This is a genomic window from Microbacterium sp. 1.5R (assembly GCF_007667425.1).
Classification (GTDB): Bacteria; Actinomycetota; Actinomycetes; order Actinomycetales; family Microbacteriaceae; genus Microbacterium.
Genome location: NZ_VDRC01000002.1, coordinates 268,999 through 288,516 on the forward strand (window position 1 = coordinate 268,999; position 19,518 = coordinate 288,516).

Annotated in this window: 20 protein-coding genes; 14 read left to right on the top strand and 6 right to left on the bottom strand. The window is 69.1% G+C overall.

All coding sequences use genetic code 11. The features are described 5' to 3' along the window. Positions 1–20 precede the first annotated feature (20 nt). Both coaA and glmS read left to right on the top strand, forming a co-directional pair. Complete coding sequence (gene coaA / locus FSY98_RS12265; protein WP_144876960.1) at positions 21–965, top strand: type I pantothenate kinase; 945 nt, start codon at positions 21–23, stop codon at positions 963–965. Between the two features lie 77 nt (positions 966–1,042). After that, entirely contained in the window at positions 1,043–2,890 is a 1,848-nt protein-coding gene (gene glmS, locus FSY98_RS12270; RefSeq protein ID WP_144876961.1) for a glutamine--fructose-6-phosphate transaminase (isomerizing), read from the top strand. Between the two features lie 90 nt (positions 2,891–2,980). On the opposite strand, the gene FSY98_RS12275 is transcribed toward glmS, so the two are convergent. Then, positions 2,981–3,811, bottom strand: a complete 831-nt coding sequence (locus FSY98_RS12275; RefSeq protein WP_144876962.1) for a DUF559 domain-containing protein — start codon at positions 3,809–3,811, stop codon at positions 2,981–2,983. A 242-nt stretch (positions 3,812–4,053) separates the two neighbouring features. Between FSY98_RS12275 and FSY98_RS12280 the strand changes: the two genes are divergently transcribed. The 9 genes from FSY98_RS12280 to FSY98_RS12320 are packed head-to-tail and all read left to right on the top strand — an operon-like array spanning position 4,054 to position 11,035. Beyond that, complete coding sequence (locus FSY98_RS12280; RefSeq protein ID WP_096714309.1) at positions 4,054–4,413, top strand: holo-ACP synthase; 360 nt, start codon at positions 4,054–4,056, stop codon at positions 4,411–4,413. Then, positions 4,410–5,516, top strand: coding sequence for an alanine racemase (alr, locus tag FSY98_RS12285; RefSeq protein WP_144876963.1), 1,107 nt, complete (start codon positions 4,410–4,412; stop codon positions 5,514–5,516). The genes FSY98_RS12280 and alr overlap by 4 nt, the downstream gene beginning before the upstream one ends. Further along, the gene (gene tsaE / locus FSY98_RS12290) at positions 5,513–6,040 is read left to right on the top strand and encodes a tRNA (adenosine(37)-N6)-threonylcarbamoyltransferase complex ATPase subunit type 1 TsaE (protein ID WP_260857391.1); all 528 of its coding nucleotides are present in this window, start codon (positions 5,513–5,515) and stop codon (positions 6,038–6,040) included. Before alr ends, tsaE begins: the two co-directional genes overlap by 4 nt. Then, on the top strand, positions 6,037–6,657 hold the full coding sequence (gene tsaB / locus FSY98_RS12295; RefSeq protein WP_144876964.1) for a tRNA (adenosine(37)-N6)-threonylcarbamoyltransferase complex dimerization subunit type 1 TsaB: 621 nt from the start codon (positions 6,037–6,039) through the stop codon (positions 6,655–6,657). Before tsaE ends, tsaB begins: the two co-directional genes overlap by 4 nt. Next, the gene (rimI, locus tag FSY98_RS12300) at positions 6,654–7,145 is read left to right on the top strand and encodes a ribosomal protein S18-alanine N-acetyltransferase (protein WP_144876965.1); all 492 of its coding nucleotides are present in this window, start codon (positions 6,654–6,656) and stop codon (positions 7,143–7,145) included. Before tsaB ends, rimI begins: the two co-directional genes overlap by 4 nt. Continuing rightward, positions 7,142–8,215, top strand: coding sequence for a tRNA (adenosine(37)-N6)-threonylcarbamoyltransferase complex transferase subunit TsaD (gene tsaD / locus FSY98_RS12305; RefSeq protein WP_144876966.1), 1,074 nt, complete (start codon positions 7,142–7,144; stop codon positions 8,213–8,215). Before rimI ends, tsaD begins: the two co-directional genes overlap by 4 nt. Further along, the gene (locus tag FSY98_RS12310; protein WP_144876967.1) at positions 8,212–8,721 is read left to right on the top strand and encodes a hypothetical protein; all 510 of its coding nucleotides are present in this window, start codon (positions 8,212–8,214) and stop codon (positions 8,719–8,721) included. The genes tsaD and FSY98_RS12310 overlap by 4 nt, the downstream gene beginning before the upstream one ends. A 3-nt stretch (positions 8,722–8,724) precedes the next feature. Beyond that, positions 8,725–9,837: a hypothetical protein gene (locus FSY98_RS12315; protein WP_144876968.1), complete on the top strand. Its 1,113-nt coding sequence runs from the start codon at positions 8,725–8,727 to the stop codon at positions 9,835–9,837. Next, on the top strand, positions 9,824–11,035 hold the full coding sequence (locus tag FSY98_RS12320; protein ID WP_144876969.1) for a hypothetical protein: 1,212 nt from the start codon (positions 9,824–9,826) through the stop codon (positions 11,033–11,035). The genes FSY98_RS12315 and FSY98_RS12320 overlap by 14 nt, the downstream gene beginning before the upstream one ends. 1 nt (position 11,036) lies before the next feature. Here the strand turns inward: FSY98_RS12320 and FSY98_RS12325 are convergent, their stop codons facing one another. Continuing rightward, on the bottom strand, positions 11,037–12,242 hold the full coding sequence (locus tag FSY98_RS12325; protein WP_144876970.1) for a THUMP-like domain-containing protein: 1,206 nt from the start codon (positions 12,240–12,242) through the stop codon (positions 11,037–11,039). A 158-nt stretch (positions 12,243–12,400) separates the two neighbouring features. On the opposite strand from FSY98_RS12325, the gene groES reads away from it, so the two are divergent. The 3 genes from groES (at position 12,401) to FSY98_RS12340 (ending at position 15,154) form a co-directional block, all read left to right on the top strand. Then, positions 12,401–12,697, top strand: a complete 297-nt coding sequence (gene groES, locus FSY98_RS12330; protein WP_017203655.1) for a co-chaperone GroES — start codon at positions 12,401–12,403, stop codon at positions 12,695–12,697. Between the two features lie 142 nt (positions 12,698–12,839). After that, a complete protein-coding gene (gene rarD, locus FSY98_RS12335) occupies positions 12,840–13,793 on the top strand; it encodes an EamA family transporter RarD (protein ID WP_144876971.1) in 954 nt (317 codons plus the stop codon). A gap of 98 nt (positions 13,794–13,891) precedes the next feature. Beyond that, complete coding sequence (locus FSY98_RS12340; protein WP_144876972.1) at positions 13,892–15,154, top strand: ABC transporter substrate-binding protein; 1,263 nt, start codon at positions 13,892–13,894, stop codon at positions 15,152–15,154. Between the two features lie 103 nt (positions 15,155–15,257). Here FSY98_RS12340 and FSY98_RS12345 read toward each other — a convergent pair whose 3' ends face one another. Genes FSY98_RS12345 through FSY98_RS12360 form a run of 4 tightly spaced genes read right to left on the bottom strand, consistent with a single transcriptional unit; the run spans position 15,258 to position 19,340 of the window. Further along, positions 15,258–16,028, bottom strand: a complete 771-nt coding sequence (locus FSY98_RS12345) for an ABC transporter ATP-binding protein (protein WP_144876973.1) — start codon at positions 16,026–16,028, stop codon at positions 15,258–15,260. Further along, on the bottom strand, positions 16,025–16,972 hold the full coding sequence (locus tag FSY98_RS12350) for an ABC transporter ATP-binding protein (protein WP_396652354.1): 948 nt from the start codon (positions 16,970–16,972) through the stop codon (positions 16,025–16,027). Before FSY98_RS12350 ends, FSY98_RS12345 begins: the two co-directional genes overlap by 4 nt. 28 nt (positions 16,973–17,000) lie before the next feature. Then, positions 17,001–17,978, bottom strand: coding sequence for a branched-chain amino acid ABC transporter permease (locus FSY98_RS12355; RefSeq protein WP_144876975.1), 978 nt, complete (start codon positions 17,976–17,978; stop codon positions 17,001–17,003). A 9-nt stretch (positions 17,979–17,987) separates the two neighbouring features. Next, positions 17,988–19,340 (bottom strand): branched-chain amino acid ABC transporter permease, encoded by a 1,353-nt coding sequence (locus tag FSY98_RS12360; protein ID WP_186307670.1) that lies wholly within the window; start codon positions 19,338–19,340, stop codon positions 17,988–17,990. Positions 19,341–19,518 lie beyond the last annotated feature (178 nt).

The following is a 19,518-nucleotide window of genomic DNA, read 5'->3' on the forward strand; positions in this document are numbered from 1 at the left end:
TGCCCCGATACGATGGTGCGGTGACCACCGTCGACCCCGCGCTCCCGCTGTCTCCGTACCGCGAGATCGGGCGCCAGGAGTGGGCCAGACTCGCCGCGGGCATCGACCAGCCGCTCACCGAGACCGAGGTCGTGGAGCTCCGCGGCATCGGTGACCGGCTCGATCTCACCGAGGTCAGCGAGGTCTATCTGCCGTTGAGCCGACTGCTCAGTCTGTATGCGACGGCCACGAAGCGACTGGGTGCCGCGACAAGCGACTTCCTGCAGGAGGACGATTCGACCACACCCTTCGTGGTGGGGGTCGCCGGTTCGGTCGCGGTGGGCAAGTCGACGATCGCGCGGCTTCTCCGCGAGCTGATGAGCCGGTGGCCCGGTACGCCGCGGGTCGAGCTCGTGACGACGGATGGGTTCCTCTACCCCAACGCCGAACTCGAACGGCGGGGTCTCATGGAGCGCAAGGGCTTCCCCGAGTCGTACGACCGCCGTTCGCTCATCGAGTTCCTCACCGCGGTGAAGAGCGGGGTGGCCGAGGTGCGGGCGCCGTTCTACTCGCACATGCGCTACGACATCGTGCCGGACGCGCACGTGGTGGTGCGGCGTCCCGATGTCGTCATCGTCGAGGGACTGAACGTGCTGCAGCCGCCGCCGGCGCCGAACGACGTGGCGGTCAGCGACCTCTTCGATTTCTCGATCTTCGTCGACGCCGACACGTCGCACATCGAGAAATGGTACGTCGACCGTTTCCTCGCCCTCAGGCAGGGCGCCTTCGCCAACCCTTCGTCGTACTTCAACGTCTTCGCGCACCTCACCGACGAGGAGGCGATCACCACGGCACTCGGATACTGGAACGAGATCAACATGCCCAACCTCGTCGAGAACGTCATGCCCACCCGTCACCGGGCGAGGCTCGTGCTGAACAAGGGCGCCGATCACAGCGTGGAGAGCGTGCTGCTGCGCAAGCTCTGAGCCGGCGCGGGCTCTCGGCTCGATCGAGCCGATTTCGTTCGGAACCTTCGCAAAATGCGGAGCCTACTCTGTATCTCATGTGTGGAATCGTCGGATACGTGGGCCCGCGGCCCAGCCAGGGCATCCTTCTCGCAGGCCTCGCTCGCCTGGAATACCGCGGTTACGACTCTGCCGGCGTCGCCGTGATCGATGAGACCGGTTCGCTGGGCATGCGCAAGAAGGCGGGAAAGCTCTCCGCGCTGCGCGATTCGCTCGCCGACGCGGCTCTGCCCGATGGCAACACCGGCATCGGGCACACCCGCTGGGCGACGCACGGCGGCCCCACGGACGGCAATGCACACCCGCACCTGGCGGACGACGACCGTCTCGCCCTGATCCACAACGGCATCATCGAGAACTTCGCACCGCTTCGCGACGAACTCGCGGCGGCCGGCGTCGCCTTCCGCAGCGAGACCGACACCGAGGTCGCCGCAGCGCTGCTCGAGCGCGAGTACCGCAGCAACGGCGGCGATCTGCAGCTGGCGTTCCGCAGCGTCGTGAACCGCCTCGAGGGCGCGTTCACGCTGCTCGCGATGCACGAGGACCACCCGGGGCTGGTCGTCGGAGCCCGCCGCAACTCGCCCCTCGTCATCGGTCTCGGCGAGGGGGAGAACTTCCTCGGCTCCGACGTCGCCGCGTTCGTCGAGCACACGCGCAAGGCGCTCGCGATCGGCCAGGACCAGATCGTCTCCATCACTCCGGATGCCGTGACCGTCACCGACTTCTTCGGGACGCCGGTCCAGGCCGAGCCCTTCGACGTCTCGTGGGACGCCGCTGCCGCCGAGAAGGGCGGATGGTCGAGCTTCATGGCGAAGGAGGTTGCCGAGCAGCCCGAGGCCGTCGCGAACACGATCCGCGGACGCATCCAGGGCGACCAGGTGGTCATCCCCGAGCTCGACGGCCTCGACGACCTGTTCACCGGCATCAACCGCGTCATCATCACCGCATGCGGCACTGCCTCGTACGCCGCCCTCGTGGGGAAGTACGCGATCGAACAGTGGGCGCGGGTGCCCGTCGACGTCGAACTCGCGCACGAATTCCGCTACCGCGACCCGGTGATCGGCGCCGACACGCTGGTCGTGTCGATCAGCCAGTCCGGCGAGACCATGGACACGCTCATGGCAGTGAAGTACGCGCGAGAGCGCGGCGCACGCACGCTCTCCGTCTGCAACACGCAGGGCGCCACGATCCCGCGCGAGTCCGACGCCGTGGTCTACACCCACGCCGGACCCGAGGTGGCCGTCGCCTCGACCAAGGCCTTCTCGGCTCAGATCACCGCGCTGCTGCTGCTCGGTCTGCACATGGGGCGTGTTCGCGGCTCGGTCGCCGATGCCTCGGTGGACGTCGCCGAGCTCGCGGCCCTGCCCGAGAAGATCGCCAAGGTGCTGGAGACCGAGAACGACCACGTGTCGCAGCTCGCAGGCTGGATGGCCGATACCCGCTCGGTGCTGTTCCTCGGTCGTCACGTGGGCTACCCGATCGCGCTCGAGGGTGCGCTGAAGCTCAAGGAGATCTCGTACATCCACGCCGAGGGCTTCGCCGCCGGTGAGCTGAAGCACGGCCCGATCGCGCTGATCGAGCCAGGACAGCCGGTGTTCGTCCTCGTCCCGTCGCCGCGGCACTCCGCCCTCGTGCACTCGAAGGTCGTGTCGAACATCCAGGAGATCCGCGCCCGCGGTGCCCGGGTGATCGTCGTGGCCGAAGAGGGCGACGCAGCCGTGCTGCCCTTCGCAGACGAGGTCATCCACATCCCGTTGGCCGGCCCGATGTTCGAGCCGCTCCTCGCCGTGGTGCCGCTGCAGATCTTCGCGATGGCGCTCGCGACCGCCAAGGGCCTCGACGTCGACCAGCCCCGCAACCTCGCGAAGTCGGTCACGGTCGAGTAGGCGGTTCGTGCGCCTGGCTGGCGATCGCCCGTCTGGCTGGCCGAAGCCGAGTGTTCGGCCAGCCGGGCGGGCAAACTCCAGCCATCCGTGTCACGCTCGCGCGCGTCCGATTGCCGTCAGCACGGCAGCCGCCACGGTGTCCCACTGGTGGATGATCAGGGCGTAGTCGAACCGAAGGGTTTCGAACCCGAGGCGGGATGCGGCTGCGTCCCTCGCGAGGTCATGATGACGCCGCTCAGCCCCTGCATGATTCGCTCGGCCATCGATCTCCAGGATGAGCCGCTTCTCGACGACGAAGTCGACCCGCCCCACCCCGGCGATCGTCACCTGGGTCTCCACCGAGATGCCCAGGATGTGCAGGCGGAGCCGGACGATCGACTCGAGGCCGCTGTCGGCGTCGCTGCGGGCGAAGTCGACGAGCCAGCGCGCACCGGCGGGCAGGAATCCCCTGATCCGTTGCCGAGCGGCGCTTCCGATCAACCGCTTCGACCACGCGGATTCGAAAGCGGCGAAGAAGAACTCGTCGCCATGGCAGGCGTAGGCGTGCACCAGGGCATGCTCGAGCGGCGCTGATCCCAGCTTCATCGTGCCGGCTCGGTAGTGCTCGGTGCACCGGCATCCGTGGTGCGCGTGCGTGCGACTCGCCTCCCCGAGCCAGACGTGCGGTACCTCATCGTCGTGCAGCACCCACACTCCGTGCAGCCGCAGTGCCCCCGCGCACGTGAGCGCGCCTCCGTGCAGAGCGGCGGCCTGCACGGCATCCGGGCACCGGGGTGCGGCGAAGACGCCGGGTCGGAGCCTGATGAGCTCACCCCGTCGCACCGCGACGGAGAGATCCTTTCGCGTGCAGCCGAACGGGGCCAACTGCGATCCGCGGACGACGCCGCCGTGGTGCTGAACGAGTGCGAGAGGTGCGGCCATCCGCCGATGATCGTCCTCGGGGCCGCGCCGCGGAGGTCCATCAACAGGCTCCGTCCGGCATCCGCTCCGTTTTCCGTTCGTGCAGAAGAGGACGTCTGGCTGGAGATGCCCCGGTTGGCTGACGCTCCGGGCGGCGAGAGGCAGCCGGGCGGGGGATCTCCAGCCGTGCGGGACCTCCACCCCCGCGCGGGACCGCGCAGCCTAGCCCGGGAGGGCCCGCCAGCCCCGACTAGGCTGATGTGGTGATCATCGGGACCGGCATCGACCTCGTCGACATCCCGCGGTTCGAGCGGACTCTCGAGCGCACGCCGCGGTTGCGCGAGCGTCTGTTCGCGCCGGCCGAGCGGCCCCTGCGCCTGCCCTCGCTCGCGGCCAGGTACGCCGCGAAAGAGGCGCTGATCAAGACGCTCGGCGGGTCCGACGGCGTGCACTGGACCGAGATCGAGATCGCGTCGGAGGAATCAGGTCGCCCGCACTTCGTGCTCTCGGGCACCACGGCCGAGGTCGTCGCCGAGCGCGGCATCAGCCGCCTGCACCTCACTCTCACGCACGACGCGGGTCTCGCCGCCGCGTTCGTCGTCGCGGAAGGAGACCCGCTGTGAGCGCACCATTCCGTGAGGCCAGGATCGAGCTGGATGCCATCAGCGACAACGTCCGTCATTTCCGACGCCTCACGGGTGCGCAGGTCATCGCCGTCGTCAAGGCGAACGCCTACGGGCACGGCGCGGCCGCGGCGGCTGTGGCCGCCCTCGCCGGAGGGGCGACGCGTCTCGGGGTGGCGGAGATCCCGGAGGCGCTCGAGCTGCGGCGCCAGGGCATCACCGCGCCGATCATGGCGTGGCTGCACGCGCCGGGGGAACGGTTCGAGCAGGCGGCGGCCCTCGACATCGAGCTCGGCATCTCATCGTTCGACCAGCTCGAGGCGGCGGCATCGGCGGCGAGCGTCGATCGTCCGGTCGGCGTGCACCTGAAGTTCGAGACGGGGCTGTCGCGCAACGGCATCGCTCCGGCCGACTGGCGCCGTGTGCTGGCCGAGGCGGCGCGGCTCGAGCGCATCGGTCGGCTGCGCATCATCGGACTCTTCAGCCATCTCTCCAACACCTCTCCGCAGGATGACCGCGAGGCGCTGGCTCGCTTCGAGGAGGGCGTCGCGCTCGCCGCGTCGTTCGGCATCGAGCCCGAGATCCGTCACATCGCCGCGACCGCCGCCGCCGTCGACCTCCCCGAGGCGCGGCTCGACGCCGTACGCATCGGCGTCGGCATCTACGGACTGTCTCCCTTCGAAGACCGGTCGTCGGCGGAGCTCGGACTCCGTCCGGCGATGACCCTGCGCGGTGCGATCGCCGCGGTCCGCCGCGTGCCGGCAGGGGCGGGGGTCTCGTACGGCTACGACCACCGGGTCCCGCATGACACCACGCTGGTGCTCGTGCCGTTCGGATACGCCGACGGGGTGCCTCGTCACGCATCTGGCCGTCTGCCGGTATCGATCGGCGGACGCCGCTTCCTGAACGTCGGGCGCATCGCGATGGATCAGTTCGTCGTCGATGTGGGCGATGCGTCCGTGTCGATCGGCGATGAGGTCGTGCTGTTCGGAGATCCGACGCTCGGCATCCCGTCGGCGGCGGAGTGGGCGAACGCGGCCTCGACGATCAACTACGAGATCGTCACCCGCATCGGCGCACGAGTCCCCCGGCGGTCGGCGTGAGCGTCGATCCGCAGCTCCTCGGGCGCCGGGAGATCGAGACGTCCGACGCGATGGAGCAGCTCGGCTTCCGCATCGGCGGAGAGCTCGAGGCGGGCGATCTGCTGATCCTGACCGGCCCGCTGGGGGCGGGGAAGACGACCTTCACCCGCGGACTCGCCGAGGGCCTGGGAGTGCGCGGCCCTGTGCAGAGCCCGACGTTCGTCATCGCCCGCACGCATCCGTCCCTCGTCGGCCGAGCACCGCTCGTGCACGTCGACGCGTACCGCCTCGGTTCGGGCGCGGAGCTGGACGACCTCGACCTGGATCTGGCCCGCTCCGTCGTCGTCATCGAGTGGGGTCGCGGTATGGCCGAGGAGTTGGCCGACACCTGGTGGGACATCGAGCTGGAACGGCCGCTCGGCGCGGACGGCGAGGAGGACCTCGACCCCTCCGAGCTCGATGCGGACGCGCCACGACACGTCACGATCACCCGCGGGTTCCGCTCAGGCGCGGTGGGCGAAGGGGCGACTAACCTGGAGAGGTGATCCTCGCCGTCGACACCTCTCTCGGTACTGCCGTCGCGACCGTCGGCGACGACGGCGTGCGCGCCGAGGCGTCGACGGCGGACCCGCTCGGCCACGCTGAGGTCATCGGCGATCTGCTGCAGCGTGTGATCGACGGGACTGACGACGCGCCCGTGACGCAGGTCGTGGCGGGCATGGGGCCGGGCCCCTTCACCGGCCTGCGCATCGGGATCGCGGCCGCTCGTGCGTTCGCGCTCGGCCGCGGCATCCCGGTGCTTCCCGTGCCGAGTCATTTCGCCCCTGCTCTCCGCGCGATCGAGGCGGATGCCGTGACCGGCCGCTTCGCGATCGTGACCGACGCCCGTCGCCGCGAGGTCGCCGTCACCGTCTTCGACGGGACGGATGCCGACGGCATCCCGCACGTGGCAGCCGATACCGTGCTGGTGCCGCGGGCCGATCTCGGCTCAGCGCTCGAGGGTCTTCGCGCGATCGAGGTCTCGACCCTGTCGGCTGCCGACCTGGCGACGGTCGCCGCGCGCGCCCTGCGTGCCGGCCGTCAACTCGCAGACGACGAGCCGCTCTACATGCGCCACCCGGACGTGACGGTGCCCGGGGCGCCGAAGAAGGTCGGACTGTGACCCTGCGCACGGCGACGTCGGACGACCTGGACTCCATCATGGCGATCGAGCACCGCTCGTTCCCCACGGATGCGTGGAGCGCCGACGCGATGGCGCTCGAGCTCTCGAGTCCGCACGGACGCTATCTCGTGGACGAGCAGGAAGGCACGGTCATCGGCTACGGCGGCGTGCGGGCGCTGCGGGGCTCCGCGGATGCCGACATCCAGACCATCGCGTTCGACGCCGAGCACCGGGGTGCAGGGCGCGGCCGCGCCCTGCTGCGCGCGCTTCTCGACACCGCCGCCGACCGCGGAGCCCGCGAGGTGTTCCTCGAGGTCCGCGCCGACAACCCCGGCGCCGAGGGGCTCTATCGGTCGGAGGGGTTCGAGGAGATCGGCAGACGACCCCGCTACTACCAACCCGACGACGTGGACGCGATCGTGATGCGCCTGGTGCTGCCGCGCGCGCGAGCCGCCGTGACGGATGCTGCAGAGGAGGCCACCGCATGACCGAGCCCCTGGTGCTGGGCATCGAGACCAGCTGCGACGAGACCGGGATCGGTATCGTGCGCGGGCGGACCCTGCTCTCGAACACGATCGCGTCGAGCATGGACGAGCACTCGCGGTATGGCGGCGTGGTGCCCGAGGTCGCGGCTCGGGCGCACCTGGAAGCGCTGCAGCCGTCGATCGACGCGGCGCTCGACGAGGCGGGCGTCTCGCTGCGAGACCTCGACGCCGTCGCGGTGACGAGCGGTCCCGGCCTCGCCGGCGCCCTCATGGTGGGGGTCGGTGCGGCGAAGGGACTGGCCGTCTCGCTCGACAAGCCCCTCTACGCGGTGAACCACCTTGTCGGGCATATCGCCGCCGACATCCTCACCCCGGAGTCCGAGCCGTTGGAGTACCCGACGGTGGCGTTGCTCGTCTCCGGCGGTCACACGTCGCTGCTGCATGTGCGCGACCTCACCACCGACGTCGAGATGCTGGGCGAGACCATGGACGACGCCGCGGGCGAGGCGTTCGACAAGGTCGCGCGGCTGCTGTCGCTGCCGTATCCGGGCGGCCCGGAGATCGACCGCGCGGCGGTCGACGGAGACCCCGATGCGATCCGCTTCCCGCGCGGGCTCTCGCGAGCCTCCGACATGGCGAAGCACCGGTACGACTTCTCGTTCTCCGGTCTGAAGACCGCCGTGGCCCGGTGGGTCGAGCGGTGCGAGGCCGACGGCGTGCCCGTCCCCGTCGCCGATGTGGCGGCGAGCTTCCGTGAAGCGGTGGTCGACGTGCTCGTCACCAAGGCGCTGGCGGCGTGCGCCGACCTGGGGGTTCCCCGGCTGCTGCTCGGCGGCGGGGTCATCGCCAACCGTCGGCTGCGCGAGGTCGCGCTGTCGCGAGCGGAGGCCGCGGGTGTGACCGTCCGTATCCCGCCGCTGTCGCTGTGCACCGACAACGGCGCCATGATCGCCGCGCTCGCCGCGGAGCTGATCTCGTCGGGACGCCATCCGTCGACACTCGCCTTCGGCGCGGATTCGACGCTGCCCGTCACCGAGATCCAGGTGGCGGAGCGTCTGACGGTGCCGTCATGACCGATGCGTCGCACCCCGCACAGGACGGACCACCGGGGCCGGCATCCGTCGCCGGCCCACTGGCCCGGCGGGCGAGCGTCGAGGGACCGAGCGGCGAGGTCGAGCGACCGGCGGGGTCGGCACGGCTGCCGGGCGCCCGCCGTGATGGGTACGCGAGACTCCCCACGGGTCCGGTGACCGTAGAGCCGGTGGTCGCGACGGGCCCGATCGCCGACGACACCCGACACGATGACTGGCAGCCGTCGGCCGGCACCGCACCCGCCGACGACACCCGGCTCGCTCCCTGGGCGCTCATGGCGGCGATCGTCGCGCTCGGGGCCTCGTTCTTCGTCGGATGGGGCATCCCGATCGCGATCGTCGCGGTGGTCGCCGCGATCATGTCCTTGCGTCGACCCGTCGAGAACCGAGCGATCGCGCGCTGGGCCCTCGTGCTGGGGCTCGCGGCGACGGTCTACAGCCTCGGCTGGCTGGTCTGGGCCGGCATGCAGTTCGAGAGGCTCGGGTAGCGGATGCTGCACGCCGACGAGATCGAGGAGCTGCGCGCCCTGCAAGCGCGCGCGTACGGTCGCGGCGGTGGTCTCTCCGCGTCGGAGGCGCGACGGCTGGGGGAGCTCGAAGGAGGGCGCGGGGCGGCGGGCGCCGGAGCCGAATCGCGACGGGATGGCTTCTCGGGCGACGCGTCGGACCGGGCTGAGCTCGGAGAATCCGACGGGGCGGGAACGCCGCGGTCCGTGACGCCTGCGGATGGCCGCGCCGTGCGGGGGGAGGGATCCGACTCTCCGTCGCCCGTCGCCGCCGCGATGACCGTCGGGGCGGCATCCGCTGAACCCCTGCTCGCCGTGCGAAGCCGACGCCTGCTCGCCGCGCTGGTCTGCGCGCTCGTGCTGATGGGGCTGGGGGTGCTCATCGGGTGGATCGCGTCTGCCGATCGCGGCCCCGACGCGCTCGATCTGACCGCCGAGCAGCAGCAGTGGCAGAGCGAACTGCTGGCCACCGGTGACTACGATCCCGGGTCGCTGCGCGCGCTCCGCGAGGAGGAGGGGGTGGTGATCTGGTTCGCGACGCGGGAGGACGGCGACGACGTCTGCCTCGTCCTCGCCGACGGTGAGCGATCCATTCCGTCGTGCACGACCGCCGAACTGGTGCGTGCTCAGGGCCTGTACGGCTCGCTCGCGACCGGGGAGGAAGGCGACCTGCGGAATATGGTCGACGCGCAGATGTACCTCGACGACGAGGGCGACCCGGCCATCATCACCTACAGCTACGTCACCTCATCCTCCTCGGCGGGTATGAGATTCGCCTCCGAGGCGGAGGCGGAGGCCGCGAAGAAGCTCGGTGAGGCCGAGTGGGACGAGCGGACAATCGTCGTGGCCGGCTACGACGGAGACACCCCCCTGTGGTTCGCCACGGAGAAGAGCACGCAGCGCGTCTGTCTCATCTACGACGGATCGCAGCCGGATCCGCTCAGCGTGTGCGAGGACAGACCGGGGGCCTCGCCCGAGGTGCTGCGACTCGCTCTCACCCGTGCGGAGGACGGCACGACGACGACGTACGACTACGCGGTCAGCTTCACGCAGCAGTACCTCACGATCACGCGGAATGCTGGCGATGCTGACGGATGACGAGTCGGAACGACGAGACCTGCAGGCGAAGGCGTACGGGCGCGCTGGCGGGCTGACGGATGCCGAGGCGGGGCGACTCCGCGAGCTGGAGTCGTCGCTGAGCGCGAACCGCAGCGACCTCGCTGCCGCCGAGGCGGAGCCCGCGATCGAACCGCCGGGGCGGGAAAGCGTGACTCTCTCGAGCGAGAGGCGCTCCGCCGAACCGGACGCGCGTCCTCGAGCGGGTGATGCGTCGTCACCAGCGCGCGATGTGCAGCAGCGGTCGGCGCTCACGGGCGGGACGGCGCCGTCCGCCGACAGCTCGCTCGCTGCCGCCGTGCGCTCCCACATGCGGGCCGTCGTGGCGGCATCCGCTGCCCTCCTCCTCGTCGGGGTCGCGGCGGGGTGGGCGCTCTTCGGCGCGATCGACGCTGAGCCGGCGCTGACGGCGATGCAGCAGGAGCGGCGTCTCGCGTTGCAGGCCGAGGGGGAGTACGACGACGACTCCGTGCTCCTCGTCGCTGAAGACGACGACGCGACCGTCTGGTACGCGACACGTGACTCCGACAGCCTGGCCTGCGTGATCCTCGACGTCGGTGACGCGTCGCAGTCGGAGTGCCGTTCTCCGGACAGCTTTGCGGACATGACGCTGTCGGTGTCGATCTGGGGGCCAGGCGATGGCTCCGACGACCCTGAAGGGTCCTACGGCCGGTCGATCTCCGCCGTGCTGTCGTACGCGACGAGCGGCGAGCCGATGGCGTGGATCCAGCGGTGGGTCCCCAGCGACTCGATGCTCGCTCAGTTCGAGGGTGCGGAGCGTGACCGCGCGAAGGAACTGCTGGAAAGCGGGTACCTCCCCAACGCCCTTGCGGTCGTCGGCTACTTCGACGGTGAACCGGTATGGCTCGCGCAGCGTGCGGCCGACGGAACGCAGGCCAGCGGGATGCTGCGCTGCATGATCGTCGATGCCGCGGCCGGGGCCGCGGTCTGCCAGGCGGGCGACACTCAGGCGGGCGAGATCCGCGCCGTCAGCCTGCAGCCCAGGGGGTACGGCACGCCCGGGGCGTGGACTCTCCATCTGCGATTCACGGCCTGGATGAACCCGTACCTCACGATCGAACAGGGCCTGCCCGACGACGTCGACGCGGTGTCGATAGAGCGCGAAGCCGGATCCGACGGCCCGGTGCTCCTCGAGATCCCCGCTGCCGACAACCGATGACCTAGTCCGCAGCGGGCACGCGGTCTGCGAGGATCGCCCGGCGCTGGTCGCCGATTCGCGTCAGGATGAGCGTCGCCGAGGCGTCTCCGCGCAGACTGAGCTTCTTGCGGAAGGCGGCCGGGTCCACGTCCATCCCGCGCTTCTTGATCTCGACGGTGCCGATGTCGTTCGCCCGGAGGACGGCGCTGATCGCCTTGAGGTTCGCCGGCATGGTCTCGCGCACCCGGAACGACTGCACGAACGGACTCGTGAGCGCGGCATCGGAGGTCAGGTAGGCGATGCGCCGATCGAGCATTCCGGCTTCGAGGCTCCTGGCCACATCGCCGATCAGCCGCGAGCGGATCACGGCGCCGTCTGGTTCGTGAAGGAACGCCCCCAGGGTGCGCTCCGGCGCGTCGTCGGCATCCGCGCCAGCCGTCAGTTCATGGGAGCGTTCGCCTCGGATGACCAGGGCAGCTCTCCTCACGCCCTCGCGAGCGAGCTCACCGGTCCAGAGCACGAGCTCGACGACGCTGCCGTCGGCGCTCACCCACTGGGCCTCGGCGTCGGCGGGCAGTGCGTCGCGGTCGTGTCCGGGTCCGAGTTTGATTCCGGTCGGGCGCTCGGCCGCGACGGCGAACGCCCAGTCGAGCGAGGGGGAGTAGTCGTCGGCGGTCACCCGCCGGGTCTCGCTGTGACCCGAGGTGCGCCGTGCCGGGTCCATCCAGACTGCTCGTCCGTCGCCGGCGATCGGCAGATTCTCCTCGGCGGTACCGTGCCGCACGTGTGCGGAGTCGCCGAACGGTGCGAGGTTGTACGCCGCGATCGCCGCAGTGACCTCGTCGGCGTCGACGGCGCGCACGTCGAGGCCGGCGCCGGCCAAGGCGAGCGCGTCGCCGCCGATCCCGCAGCCGAGGTCTGCCACGGCGGTCACCCCCGCGCGGCGGAAGCGCTGGGCGTGACGTGCGGCGACCCCCAGGCGGGTCGCCTGTTCCAGGCCGGCGCGGGTGAACAGCATCCGTTCGGCGAACTCGCCGAACTTCGCCCGCCCCTTCGCGCGCAGTCTGGCTTGGCCGACCACCGCTGAGACGAGGTCGGGGGAGTGCCCGGCCGCGCGCAGCCGAGAGACGATCCGCGTGACGTCAGCGACCTCGGTCACGGGGCCGAGGTCGTCGAGGAGAGCGAGCCCCTCCGGGGTGAGCAGTGCGCGCAGCTCCGACATCTCCACGCACCCAGCTTAGGTGCCCGCACCACGCCCGATGGGTCGGCGGGTTGGCACTCGCATTGCATGAGTGCCAGCCGACCGCCTACACTTGCAGTTAGCACTCTCGGGTTGAGAGTGCGAACAAGTCTTTCGTGTCAGCGTCAAGAAAGAAGAGGTAGACCGTGTCGGTTTCCATCAAGCCGCTCGAGGACCGCATCGTCATCAAGCAGGTCGAGGCCGAGCAGACCACCGCGAGTGGTCTGGTCATCCCCGACACCGCCAAGGAGAAGCCCCAGGAGGGCGAGGTCGTGGCGGTCGGCCCCGGTCGTATCGACGACAACGGCAACCGTGTTCCGCTCGACGTCGCCGTCGGCGACCGCGTGCTCTACAGCAAGTACGGCGGCACCGAGGTGAAGTTCGGCGCAGACGAGTTCCTCGTCCTGTCGGCTCGCGACGTCCTCGCGGTCGTCGTCCGCTGAGACAGCGTTCTCACGAAGGGCCCGGATGCATCACGCATCCGGGCCCTTCCTCGTCCAGCCACATCTCGCGCTGTTCCTGCCATTCTCAGCGGGGTTCCCGCCGCGCGCCGTCCGTCCGGTCGAGCGGCAATAGGGTTGTGCGGTGACCTCGACGACCCACGGCCCGCGTTCCGCCCAGACCGCGGGAGTCGCGTACGCGGGTGGTGCCTACCTGTTGTGGGGGGTGCTGCCGCTCTACTTCCTGCTGCTCGCGCCCACCGGCCCGTGGGAGGTCGTCGCCTGGCGCGTGCTGCTGTCGCTCGCGTTCTGTCTGATCCTGCTGACGGTGACACGGGGCTGGCAGGCGTTCGGAGTGATCCTCCGCCAACCGCGTCTGCTCGGCTGGACGGCGCTCGCGGGGCTGCTGATCTACGTCAACTGGCAGGTGTTCCTCATAGGCACGCTGTCGGACAACGTGATCGAGACGAGCCTCGGCTACTTCATCAACCCGATCACGACGGTGCTGCTGGGCGTCTTCGTCCTCAAAGAGCGGATCCGCCGCCTGCAGTGGACGGCGATCGGCATCGCCGCGGTCGCGGTCGCGGTGATCATCGTGCTCTACGGGCACTTCCCCTGGATCGCCCTCTCGCTCACCGCCTCGTTCGGGTTGTACGGCCTCATCAAGAAGAAGATCGGGCCGGCGGTGGATGCCGTCAGCGGCCTCACACTCGAATCGTTCTGGCTCATTCCGATCGCCGTCGTGCAGCTCGTGCTCGTGGCCACCACCCCCGAGGGGCTCACGCTCGGCCAGAACGGCGTGTGGCACGCCCTGCTGCTCGCCTTCGCCGGAGTCGCGACCGCGGTTCCGCTGCTGCTGTTCGCGGCCGGGGCGCGCCGCATCGACCTCGCGGTGATCGGCATGATCCAGTTCGTCACCCCCGTCATGCAATTCGTGATCGGGGCTGCCGTGCTGGGCGAGCCGATGCCCCTCGAGCGCTGGGTGGGTTTCGTGCTCGTCTGGGTCGCGATCACCGTCTTCGTGGTCGATCTGGTGCTCTCCGCTCGACGCTCGCGCACAGCGTTATCGACCCGAGATCGGACTGTTTCACACCGTTAACACATCGCAACACTTGCGTACCTTTGTCGCGGCTACCTTGGTGAGAACCGGTATGGCGGTGGTGCCGTGCCGGACCGACAGAAACAGCAAGGAGCAGAATGAGCGTCTTCTCTAGCTCGCGTGCGCGGAAGGTCTGCGGCACGATCGCCGCAGTCGGCGCCAGCGCACTCATCCTGGCCGGATGCTCGGGGGGCACCACCCCCAGCGAGTCGTCCGCGCCGCCCGCCGACCGCGAGGATCTCACACTGAGCATCGGGACGGTCCTCCCGCAGACAGGAGCGCTCAGCTACCTCGGCCCGCCCGAGGAGGCCGGTGTCGGCCTCGCGACCGCCGAGATCAACGACGCTGCCAAGGGCATCACCGTCGAGGTCGAGTACGGCGACTCGGGAGACCCCGACAACAAGGCCTACGAGACGACGGTCCCCCGTCTTCTCGGCAGCGACGTCCAGGCCCTCATCGGCGCGGCGTCGTCGGGTGTGACGAAGCTGTTCCTCGACCAGGCCGTCAGCGCCGGGGTCATCACGTTCTCCCCGGCGAACACCTCGCCGGACTTCACGACCTGGGACGACGACAACCTCTACTGGCGCACCGCTCCCAGCGACCTGCTGCAGGGCGAGGTGCTCGGCAACCTCATCGCTGAGGACGGCAACGCCACGCTCGGCATCATCTACCTCAACGACGCCTACGGCACCGGTCTCGAGGGTGTCGTCAACGAGACGTTCACCGGCTCCGGCGGCGAGGTCGTGGCCAGCGAGCCGTACAACGCGGGTGACACGAACTTCAGCGCGCAGGTCTCGTCGATCCTCGCGCAGAACCCCGACGCGATCGCGGTGATCGGCTTCGAGGAGACCTCGACCATCGTCCCGTCGTTCGTGAACAGCGGCTTCGACGGATCGAAGTTCTACTTCGTCGACGGCAACACCTCGCAGTGGGGCACCGACATGCCGGTGTCGATCGAAGGATCGAAGGGCACCCAGCCCGGACCGGTGCTCGCCGACGACTTCCAGGACCGTCTCAAGGAGCAGTGGGTGAGCCAGGGCGACGGCAGCGAGCTCGTCGACTTCAACTACGCGGCGGAGTCCTACGACGCCACCGTGCTGCTCGCTCTCGCGTCTCTCGCGGCCAACTCCAGCGACCCGGCCGACATCGCCGCCAAGCTGCAGGAGGTCTCCGGAGGCACGGGCGACGGTGAGAAGTGCGACTCGTTCGCCGACTGCGCCGACCTGATCCTCGACGGCAAGACGGTCGACTACGACGGTTACTCCGGCGGCATCGCGTTCGACGACGCCGGTGACCCGACCGAGGCCACCATCGGTGTCTTCCAGTACGGCGCCGACAACACCCACACGCGTCTCGACTGACCGTAGCGACAGAAAAGGATCCCGGCTCCGAGTTCTCGGAGCCGGGATCCTTTTTCGTGTCCGCCGGCCGAACCGCGACTGATGCGCGGGGGAGCGGCGTGCCTCAGGCGTCCTGCCCGAGCGTGCCGAGGTAGAGACCGATCACCTTCGGGTCGGCGAGCAGCTCCCGCCCGGTCCCCGTGTGCGCATCGTGGCCCTGGTCGAGCACGTAGCCGCGGTCGCAGATCTGCAGGCAGCGGCGCGCGTTCTGCTCCACCATGATCGTCGTGACGCCCGCTTTGTTGATGTCGGAGACGCGGATGAAGGCATCGTCCTGGCGGACGGGGCTCAGGCCGGCCGAGGGCTCGTCGAGCAGCAGCACGGCAGGGTCCATCATGAGTGCACGGCCCATCGCCACCATCTGCCGCTCGCCGCCTGACAGCGAGCCCGCGCGCTGCTTGAGCCGTTTGCCGAGCTCGGCGAAGATGCTCGTCACGAAATCGAGACGCTCCGAGAAGGCCTTGGGGTTCTGGTACAGCCCCATCTGCAAGTTCTCCTCGATGGTGAGAGACGGGAAGACGTTGTTCGTCTGCGGCACGAACCCCACGCCCCGGGCGACGAGCTTGTCGGACTTCAGCCCGACGATGCTCTCCCCGTTCACGGTGATGTCGCCGTCTCGAACGTTCACCATGCCGAAGATCGCTTTCAGCAACGTCGACTTCCCCGCTCCGTTCGGCCCGATGATGCCGATCAGCTCGCCCTTCCGGGCCACGAGGTTGGCGCTGTTGATGATGTTGATGCCCGGAAGGTAACCGGCGGTGAGGTTCGAGACCTCGACGACGACCCGGTCGGTCTTCGCCGCCTCGTCCGTGGGGATGCTGGCAGTCGTGCTCACGGCTTCTCCTCCTCGGCATCCGCGAGGGACACCGCCTCCTCCTGCTCGATCTCGGCGAGCAGGGTCTCGCCCTCTGCGCCGAGCTCTCCGCTGACGCGGCCTGTCACGACGCCGAGGTCGACGTCCTGGTGCGCACCGAGGTAGGCGTCGATGACGGCCTGATCCTGCATGACCTGATCGGGCGGTCCCTCTGCCACGACGCGTCCCTCGGCCATCACGACGACCCAGTCGGCGATGTGCCGCACCATGTGCATGTCGTGCTCGACGAACAGGACGGTCATGCCGAGGTCCTTGAGGTCGAGGATGTGATCGAGGAGCGACTGGGTGAGGGCCGGGTTGACGCCGGCCATCGGCTCGTCGAGCATGACGAGCGTCGGGTCGTTCATCAGGGCGCGTGCCATCTCGAGCAGCTTGCGCTGTCCGCCCGAGAGCGAGGCCGCGTAGTCCTCCTGCTTCGCGTCGAGCTTGAATCGGGCGAGCAGGCCCTTGGCCTTCTCCTCGATCTCGCTCTCCTGGCGGCGCCACAGCGCCGGGATGAGGCTGGTCCAGAAGCGCTCGCCGCGCTGCCGCGGTGCACCCAGCTTCATGTTCTCGAGAACAGTGAGCAGCGACAGGGATTTGGTCAGCTGGAACGTGCGCACCTGCCCCATACGGGCGACCTTGAACGACGGCACGCCGCTCAGATCGCGGCCGTCGAACGCCCAGGTGCCGTCGTTGGGCTTGTCGAATCCGCAGAGAAGATTGAACAGCGTGGTCTTACCCGCACCGTTCGGCCCGATGAGCGCGGTGATCGCTCCTCGGGGGATCTCCAGGTGCTCGACGTCGACCGCCGTGAGACCGCCGAAGCGTCGTGTCACGCGATCGGCGACGAGGATCGGGTCGACCTTGGGCACGCCGGGGGCGGCAGGGCCCTTGGCGAGTCCGGTGGTCTTGGCGCGGGGGATGCCGCCCGTGGGGGCATCGCCGGAGACGTTACTTGACAAAGGTCAGCTCCCTCTTGTTGCCGAGGATGCCCTGAGGACGGAAGATCACCAGGAGCATGAGTGCGAGCCCGACGAGCACGAACCGCAGCGTGCCCGCCTGGATCGACGAGATCGGCAGCACGCCCTGCGCAGCGAGCGCCGGCAGCACGCCGTCGAGGAACGCCATGATGACCCAGAAGATGATCGCTCCGAGCACCGGACCGAACACGGTCGCGGCACCGCCGAGCAGGAGGATCGTCCAGATGAAGAACGTGAGGCTCGTCGTATAGGTCGCCGGGACGACGGCGCTCGGCAGAGCGAAGACGAGTCCGCCGAGCGAGCCGAAGATGCCGCCGATGATGAGCGCCTGCATCTTGTAGCTGAAGACGTTCTTGCCGAGCGAGCGCACGGCGTCCTCGTCCTCCCGGATGCCCTTGAGCACGCGGCCCCACGGACTGCGCATGAGCGCCCACACCATGAAGATCGCGATCGCGAGCAGGATGACGCCGAACACGCGCACCCAGAGGTCGTCGGCCGAGTAGGTCCACGGGCCGAATCCGTACGTCCCCTGCGGGAAGGGGTTCGCCGCGCGGAAGCCCGCGTGATAGCCCCCGAGCCCGTCGGCGGAGTTGGTGTACTCGTCGAACACGGTCGTGGTGAACAGCAGTCGGACGATCTCGGCCGCGGCGATGGTGACGATCGCGAGGTAGTCGGCGCGCAACCGCAGCGTCGGGATGCCGAGGATGACGGCGAAGACCGCCGCGCCGATCATGCCGACGACGATGCCGAGCCACCAGGGGAGCCCGAACGAGAGGATCGAGATGGCGTAGCTGTACGCCCCGATCGCCATGAAGCCCGCCATGCCGAAGTTCAGCAGACCCGCGTACCCGAAGTGCACGGCCAGTCCGGTCGCCGCCAGCGCGTAGGCGATCGTGGTGGGGCTGAAGAACCAGCCCGCGGTGTTGTTGAGGATTCCGCCCCAGTCCATATGCGGCTCCTAACCGATTCTCTCTCGTCGGCCCAGGATGCCCTGGGGCCGGACGAGCAGGATGAGGATGAGTACGACGAGTGCCCCGACGTACTTGAGGTCGGACGGCAGCCACAGCGTCGAGACCTCGACGAGGATGCCGACGATGAGGGCGCCGATGAGGGCGCCGAAGGCGGTGCCGAGCCCACCGAGCGTCACGGCGGCGAACATGAGCAGCAGGATGTGCACGCCCATGTCCCACTTCACACCGGGGCGGAAGTAGCCCCACAGCACACCGGCCAGACCCGCGAGCGACGCCGAGAGCACCCAGACGGTGCGGATGACGCGGTCGACGTTGATGCCGGATGCCGCGGCGAGACCGGGGTTGTCGGAGATCGCACGCGTCGCCTTGCCCACGCGTGTGCGCAGCAGCCAGAAGGCCACGGCGACGATCACCACGATGCTGATGCCCATCGACATCATGTCGACGACGGACAGCTTGATGGGGCCCCAGATCTGGATGTTGGGGGAGTCCGCGCCGGGCAGCTGGAAGGTGGAGCCGCCGAGGAAGAACTGGAAGAGGTACCGGATCAGGAGCGAGAGCCCGATGCTGACGATCATCAGCGGGACCATGCCGAGGCCCTTGCGGCGCAGCGGCCGCCAGAGTCCGGCGTCGAGACCCCATCCGAAGGCTGCGCCGAGGAGGAGCACGATCGGGATCGTCAGCCACATCGGCACCTGCAGGAAGGATCCGAAGATCACGGCGACGACCGCTCCGAAGGTCACCATCTCGGCGTGCGCGAAGTTCGTCAGCCCGGTGGTCCCGAAGATCAGGGAGACGCCGATGGCGGCCAGGGCGAGCAGCAGACCGAAGTTCAATCCGTTGATGAGTCGCTCGACCAGCTGATCGATGAACGACGTGGTGACCCGTTCGCCCTCACCGAGGAAGAGGTTGGTGATCTTGGTGCCCGTCAACCCGAACTCGACCTCGAACGACGCCGTGGTGCCGGCGATGGGCTGCGTGCCCTCGGGCAGCTGGGCCGCGTCGACGATCACGCCGTCGGGGAGCGTGTCCTCGTCGACCGTGAGCGTGTACGTGTCCTTCTCGGGGACGTAGAGGCGCCATTTGCCCTCGGCGTCCGTCTCGGTCTCGGCGTCGAATCCGTTGCCCTCGATCGTCATGAGCACGTCTCCGACGGGCTGTCCGTCGAAGGTGATCACGCCGGCGAAGTAGAAATCGGTGATCTCCTGGCCGTCGTCGGTCTCCTCTGCGGACGCGGAGGAGGGTGGCTGCAACCACAGGAATGCTAGGGCGAGGAGCGTCGCGAGAAGGGTGATGACCCATCGCGTTCCGCTGCGCTTCGCCGAGATCGTCGGACTCACAGAACCTCCCAGTCCAGTACACAGACCAAGACAGGGTGTTCATCGGCCTTGATGTACGACGGTATGAGCGTAATGTGTCGGCTTTGTTTCAACCAAGGCACGATCTGCTCACGGTGGGCACGATCTCATCACGAAGTCGTGGATGAGCACCATCGGCCTCCGGCCGGTTCGGCCGCAG